8 protein-coding genes, 1 pseudogene and 2 CRISPR repeat arrays are annotated in these 5,676 nt (G+C 67.0%); of the genes and pseudogenes, 5 read left to right on the top strand and 4 right to left on the bottom strand.

Annotated elements, in window-relative coordinates; translation table 11 throughout:
* Nucleotides 1-33: 33 nt before the first annotated feature.
* From LCD35_RS29270 to LCD35_RS29285, 4 genes and pseudogenes are all read right to left on the bottom strand, one after another.
* Nucleotides 34-273, bottom strand: coding sequence for a DUF397 domain-containing protein (locus tag LCD35_RS29270; RefSeq protein ID WP_225045283.1), 240 nt, complete (start codon nt 271-273; stop codon nt 34-36).
* A 41-nt stretch (nt 274-314) separates the two neighbouring features.
* Nucleotides 315-581, bottom strand: a pseudogene (locus LCD35_RS29275) (Scr1 family TA system antitoxin-like transcriptional regulator); the annotation flags it as partial.
* Nucleotides 582-685: 104 nt separating this feature from the next.
* Nucleotides 686-1,022: a CRISPR direct-repeat array (repeat unit 29 nt; unit sequence CGGAACACCTCCACGCGCGTGGAGAGCAC).
* 217 nt (nt 1,023-1,239) lie between these two features.
* Complete coding sequence (locus tag LCD35_RS29280; RefSeq protein WP_225045284.1) at nt 1,240-1,446, bottom strand: DUF397 domain-containing protein; 207 nt, start codon at nt 1,444-1,446, stop codon at nt 1,240-1,242.
* 28 nt (nt 1,447-1,474) lie between these two features.
* Complete coding sequence (locus LCD35_RS29285; RefSeq protein ID WP_225045285.1) at nt 1,475-2,338, bottom strand: helix-turn-helix transcriptional regulator; 864 nt, start codon at nt 2,336-2,338, stop codon at nt 1,475-1,477.
* Nucleotides 2,339-2,614: 276 nt separating this feature from the next.
* On the opposite strand from LCD35_RS29285, the gene LCD35_RS29290 reads away from it, so the two are divergent.
* From LCD35_RS29290 to LCD35_RS29310, 5 genes are all read left to right on the top strand, one after another.
* Entirely contained in the window at nt 2,615-2,827 is a 213-nt protein-coding gene (locus tag LCD35_RS29290; RefSeq protein ID WP_225045286.1) for a hypothetical protein, read from the top strand.
* A 194-nt stretch (nt 2,828-3,021) separates the two neighbouring features.
* Nucleotides 3,022-3,267, top strand: coding sequence for a hypothetical protein (locus LCD35_RS29295; RefSeq protein WP_225045287.1), 246 nt, complete (start codon nt 3,022-3,024; stop codon nt 3,265-3,267).
* On the top strand, nt 3,264-3,662 hold the full coding sequence (locus LCD35_RS29300) for a helix-turn-helix transcriptional regulator (RefSeq protein ID WP_225045288.1): 399 nt from the start codon (nt 3,264-3,266) through the stop codon (nt 3,660-3,662). The genes LCD35_RS29295 and LCD35_RS29300 overlap by 4 nt, the downstream gene beginning before the upstream one ends.
* 24 nt (nt 3,663-3,686) lie before the next feature.
* On the top strand, nt 3,687-4,124 hold the full coding sequence (locus LCD35_RS29305; RefSeq protein WP_225045289.1) for a response regulator transcription factor: 438 nt from the start codon (nt 3,687-3,689) through the stop codon (nt 4,122-4,124).
* A gap of 125 nt (nt 4,125-4,249) precedes the next feature.
* Entirely contained in the window at nt 4,250-5,242 is a 993-nt protein-coding gene (locus LCD35_RS29310) for an NUDIX domain-containing protein (RefSeq protein WP_225045290.1), read from the top strand.
* 98 nt (nt 5,243-5,340) lie between these two features.
* A CRISPR array of direct repeats spans nt 5,341-5,674; the repeat unit is 37 nt; unit sequence GTTGCGATCCTCATCGGCCCTGGCGGGCCGATGCCAC.
* Nucleotides 5,675-5,676 lie beyond the last annotated feature (2 nt).

A 5,676-nucleotide genomic window follows, 5' to 3' on the forward strand; every position in this document is an offset into this window, starting at 1 on the left:
ACCAGACACCTCCACAACGACAACAAGACCAACCTACGACCACCGTGCCACCAAGATCAGTTTTGTTACAAGTAGTAAGTCGATGAAGGCGGTCCACCGTGCGGCCGAGACCCCCAGCACCGGACCTTCCCCGTGCTCCTTGCTGTCGCGAACGCGCACGAGATCGGCACCGACGCACACCTCGACGCACTGGTTGCCGTTCGGGTTGCTGTACGAGCTTTTGAACCAGACTCCCCGGGTGCGGCGGGCGGCGTCTGCGTCGATCGGGGTCATCCCTGCGGCGATCCTTCAACGTCGGTGCTCGGGCGAACGAACTACAGCTCGTCCGCGAAGTCGAGCAGCAACCGGCGCGTCTGTTCCGGGCCTACCGCGGCAGCCTTCTGCTGCTCCCACAGCCCCAGGGACTGCGCCGCTCGCTTGCTGTCATCCACATACGAACCAGCGTCATGGTGTTCGAGGTAAACGATACTGACCGGAGGCTTCGTGTCGTACCCGAAGATGCTGTAGTCGTGGCCTTGGCCCATGTAGTAACCGACTCCGAACGGCACTACCTGGATCTCGACGTTGGGCCGGTCGAGATCCTCGACGAGCCTTGGCCCGCTCTCTCATGAGCTCGGCGATTCCTGCGGTCCACGCGCGTAGAGAGTCACGTCCCACTGATCCTCGCGTGGCTGCTCGTCCACGCCGGAACACCTCCACTCACGTGGAGGGCACCTCTGGAGCACCTTCGTCGGTGCCACCCCGTGGTGCGGAACACCTCCACACGCGTGGAGAGCACTGCTCCGCCTTCTCCTGCGGCGTCTGCGGGGCCGGAACACCTCCACGCGCGTGGAGAGCACATTTCCACTCCCTATTCTCAGCGAATTGCTGACGGAACACCTCCACGCGCGTGGAGAGCACTCGTCGGTGGCCCACCAGGTGTAGGGGCCGAGCGGAACACCTCCACGCGCGTGGAGAGCACTACTGCTGCCGGTACTTTCCGATCGCCCGCCGCGGAACACCTCCACGTGCGTGGAGAGCACCCTTTGCGAACTGCGGTTTTAGGAGGGGCGTTGCACGTTTTGGGCGAGGGTCATGGTGGGGCGGGATCGGACCTTCCTCGGTTGCGTCGTGGCCACCAGTCGCTCAGGGGCAGGCCGTCGAACGACGCGAACCGACTTCGCGGCCCGGTCGCAACGTGATCACTTCACCTGTCTGCTGCTTCCCTGGCGGGCCGGCCGAGCTCGGCTGGACGGCTGGCTACTCGGTCATGGCGCCTTGTTGGATGCGGGCGAGGAACGTCGTCCACGCGGAGGCGTCCAGGATGAGGATGCCACCGTCGCGGTCCTTGGTGTCGCGGACCGCGCGTGCTCCGGTCGGCAAGCCTGCTACCTCGACGCAGTTGCCAGAGTTGCCGGTGTAGCTGGAAACCCGCCACGACAGCTGTCGCAGCTCAGTGCTGGTCATGGCAGCGACCTCTCACATTGCTCTCGCCCTACCTGTACTGGGTCTTCACCTTACCGATCAACTCCAGCGACTCGTTGGGCGTGAGAGCAGCGTTACGAAGGCGGCGATAAGCGTTCGCGTGGGCCTCGATGACGGCGGCCTCCTCGGGGTAGTTCGCGCCAGCGACGTCTTCGACATAGACCACGGCACCGGTCGATTCGAGCTGGAGCATCACAAACGAGCTTTTCGCGATGAAGGCTCCATCCGTACCGGCGGACGCCTTCGCACGAAACGGCAGGATGTGGAGATCGAGGTTAGGTAGTGCGGCCAGCTCTTCGAGCAGCTCCAACTGCTGTTTCATCACCCGATCGTCTCCGAGGACCCGGTGCAAGGTCGCTTCATGCAGGATGGCATCCACGTGCGGAGCGCCCTCCTTGATGAGCACGTCCCGTCGTCGAAGGCGAACTTCGACCTGCCGATCAAGTTCCTGACGAGATGCGAACGGGTAGCCAGCGGTCAAGACCGTGCGCGCGTAGTCCTCGCTCTGCAGGATCCCGGCGACGACCTCGTTCTCGTAGATCGTGAGCGCGGTCGCCTCGGACTCCAGGACCAGGAAGCGGCGGAACCAGTCAGGCACGTTGTCCCGGTACGTACCGCGGCGGCGTGGAGTCGGGACCGCAGCCAGACGAAGCGCTTCCGCTGCTTGTGAATCGTCGGCGCCGTAGAGCTCGAGCAGCTTGCCGACCTCGTCGGATTTGATGCTCTGCTTGCCATTCTCCATCTTCGAGATCTTCGCCGTCGAGCAGCCCAAGTGCTCGGCAGCGGCCGCAGCGGTCAGGTGCTCCCCCTCGCGCAGGCGGCGAAGCAGGATTCCGAGCTGGATCAGCACGACCTGCGGATCCTTGGTGGACACGATCATCTCCTCCTGCCTGAGCATGGCGAGGCATCAACCGCACCTCACCCATCCAGGGTATCGTTTACTCGAAACTTTCGCGTTAGTGTCACGTTGTCAGTCGCCGCTAGGTGCACGCTATACCACCGTCCGAAGTCGTAGTTGGACGCTTCGGAGTCGCGACACGTCACGTCCGCCGAGATCCCGGCACTCCGAGCAACCGCAACGGAAGAGACGGAGCCGTTCATGCCTTCACCACCGACTTCCTCGGAATCACACCCTCCGAACGCAGGTGAGGTGGTCGAGCAGGCGCGTGCCGTTGAGCAACGGCTTCTCGAACTCGTGGCTGCGGTGGAGAAGCCGGTCGTCGTGACCGCTGAGGACTGCACTCGGCTCGCGGCGTCGCTGCGCGGTTTCGCGAAGTGCCTCGATCGCTTCGGCGGGCTCTGCCCGACCGCTCCCCCGCGCTGCGCGACGCGCACCTGGGTGTTTCCCGGCCAGCAGCGGTGACCCGAACTCCCCGGACCGGACGGACCCCGACCGCCGTTCCGGGGTGCACCGGCACCTGACCGCCCCTTCGGCGGGTGCCGGTAGCCGGCCGCGTGACGTGCTTCCCCGAGCGTCACCGGCCAGCCCGGCTGCCTTGCGGGGTTACTCCCACCACTGCTTGCGGCGCTGCGCGTCCCCGAACAGGACCTCACCCGATGACCACTCGCACCTACGGGCTCCCCTGCGCATGGCACTTCGAACCCGCCCGCGGGATCACGCTGCGCTGGGGACGCCCCGACGGCCACTTCACCGTCCACAACGGTGATCAGCGCGGCAAGCGCGACGACCACGCGTTGATCGACACCGTGCGCGTCAGCAAACCCTGGCAGGACGACACCGACGTCGCCGCCAAAGCACGCGCCTGGGCCCGCGCCAACCCACGAAACGGAGGAAGACCATGACCCACTCACACCCCGACCGGATCACGCCGTTGAAACTGCACGCCGCAGTCACGCCCGCCGAACTGGAGGTGGCGCGGCTGGTGTCGTGCGGGTTGACCAACAGCGCCATCGCCACCCGGATCTACCGCAGCGAAGACACCGTCAAATGCCACATCCGGCACCTGCTGCGCAAAACCGGGGCCACGACCCGATCCGGCCTGGTGATCTGGATGTACGAAAGCGGCCACGTCGTGCCCGGGCAGCCCGGTTTCCCCGACCACGCCCGGCTCCCGGCCAGCCCTCCTCCGCTGGGGTCCGCAGCCGCCCGCAGCCGCGCCGCGGCCCGCCTGCACCGCACGCTCACCGCCGCCCGCGCCGACGTCGATGCCGCGCTCACCCGCCTCGGCACGCTCTGACCCCACGACCGGAAGGAGAACCCCATGCTCGAATCCCCGGATCGCACCGAACGGCTCGACCTCGACGCCGTGCTCTCGCGCACCGAACTCGTTCTCGCCCGACTGATCAGCCGCGGATGGACCAACGCGGAGATCGCCACCCACCTGCAACGCAGCTGCGCCGGAATCCGATCCCAGGCCAGCACACTGCTGCGCCGCACCGGAGCCCGCTCCCGAACCCAGCTCGTGGTCTGGATGTACGAAACAGGGCACGTCATCCCCGGCGTCGCCGCCAACCCGGACACTCCCCAATCCCCGCAACCAGGCGCGGGAAAGGTGCTCTGCCCGGAACAGACCACCGCGATGAGCGTTCCCGCCCTGCGCAAGAAGCTCATCACCGCTCGCAACGACCTCGCCGCACTCGCCCGGCTCCTGGAACAACCCGCGAACCACTGCCCCGGCCACCGGAGGCCGCAGAGATGAGCCACCGCCACCACGGAATCCGGCTGGTCTCCTTCAGCATCGGCGCCCTCGCCACGACCAGCGGCCCGACGCTCCCCGCCGCCCTGGCAGCGGCATCACCCCACGACGAAGCCACCGTCGCCGACGTGCTGCGCCGCACGCTCTACCCCCGCGCCCGCACCACGCCGCACCTGATCACCCAACTCGCCGAGGAACTCGCGCTGCCCGAAAGGAAAGTGCGCTGCCTCCTGCACTCACCACGGCCACTGCTGCTCGCACCGACCGCGCGAGCACTGCTCGCCGGACTGCGCGACGCCCACCCGGAACTCCGACTCGCCGTGAGCACGAACCTCGCCGCCGCCGACACCGGCCACGCCGACCTCATCCGCGCCGAACTCGGCCCCCTGCTCGAGGCCACCCACTTCTCCCACCGCACCGGACACGTCTACGGAACCGGCCCGCAAGCATTCGAAACCCTCGCCCACCATCACGACATCCACGTCGACAACGTCGTCCACATCGGACCAGACGAACGAGAGGACTCACACGCACCACTCCTCGCAGGCGCCCGCGCCTTGCTGGTTCACCCCGACCACCAGCGAATCCCCCGCGTCGCCGCCGCCGACCGCTACCGGGCCGCCGCAGACCTCTCCCGCGCCGTCACCGAAATCCACCGCTGGATCCCGGAAAGCCACCCTCGCCCCACACTCCCAGTTCGGGCCTCCGGGATGATCCGCGACGCCGCAGGACGAGTCCTACTCGTCCGCGGACCCGACGACGAACAGTTCAGCTTCCCCGGCGGACGCTGCCACCCCTACGGGCGCGAAACACCACCTGAGGCGATGACCCGAGAAGTCCACGAAGAACTCCGTCTCACCACCACCGCCGGGAAACTGCTATGGGCAGGCACCTCCCACGCCGAATCATCCACCGGCGAGAACAAAGTCCACTTCCTCTTCGAAGCCCACCTCACCGGCACCACCACACCCGACCCCGACCCCACCGAAGTCGCCGAACACCGATGGGCCAGCAACAACGACGCCCTCCACCTACTCCACCCCGCCGAAGCCGACCGCCTCACCCACATCACCGGCGGCAAACACCACGGCTGGCAACGACGAAGCCATCCTCGGAAATAACCACACCCGCAGCGATTACCTGTTGTCCCGTCCCATCGACACTGGCCCGTCGGCATCACACCGGCTGCTCGCAGTCGCAGCGTCGGCAGAACCTCCCGGTTGCGATCCTCATCGGCCCTGGCGAGCCGATGCCACAGCACGACGTCGGCGATCGTGGCCTCTCCCCAGCAGGAGTTGCGATCCTCATCGGCCCTGGCGGGCCGATGCCACTGGGGTCCCGGTCTACGAGGGTGAGCGTGTCCTGGTCGTTGCGATCCTCATCGGCCCTGGCGGGCCGATGCCACCCACCACCTCCGCATCCCACACCCGCAACCCGGACGAGTTGCGATCCTCATCGGCCCTGGCGGGCCGATGCCACGAGCGGCCGCGGCGGCGCGGGCTGCCTGCTCGTTCGGGTTGCGATCCTCATCGGCCCTGGCGGGCCGATGCCACCG

The sequence above is a fragment of the Saccharopolyspora sp. 6V genome, from assembly GCF_020176785.1.
Lineage (GTDB): Bacteria > Actinomycetota > Actinomycetes > Mycobacteriales > Pseudonocardiaceae > Saccharopolyspora_C > Saccharopolyspora_C gregorii.

Bases quoted from the DNA above. Each gene is read 5' to 3' on its own strand.
- LCD35_RS29295 (WP_225045287.1), top strand. From the start codon at position 3,022: ATGACCACTCGCACCTACGGGCTCCCCTGCGCATGGCACTTCGAACCC.
- LCD35_RS29270 (WP_225045283.1), bottom strand. From the start codon at position 273: ATGACCCCGATCGACGCAGACGCCGCCCGCCGCACCCGGGGAGTCTGG.
- LCD35_RS29305 (WP_225045289.1), top strand. From the start codon at position 3,687: ATGCTCGAATCCCCGGATCGCACCGAACGGCTCGACCTCGACGCCGTG.
- LCD35_RS29300 (WP_225045288.1), top strand. From the start codon at position 3,264: ATGACCCACTCACACCCCGACCGGATCACGCCGTTGAAACTGCACGCC.
- LCD35_RS29280 (WP_225045284.1), bottom strand. From the start codon at position 1,446: ATGACCAGCACTGAGCTGCGACAGCTGTCGTGGCGGGTTTCCAGCTAC.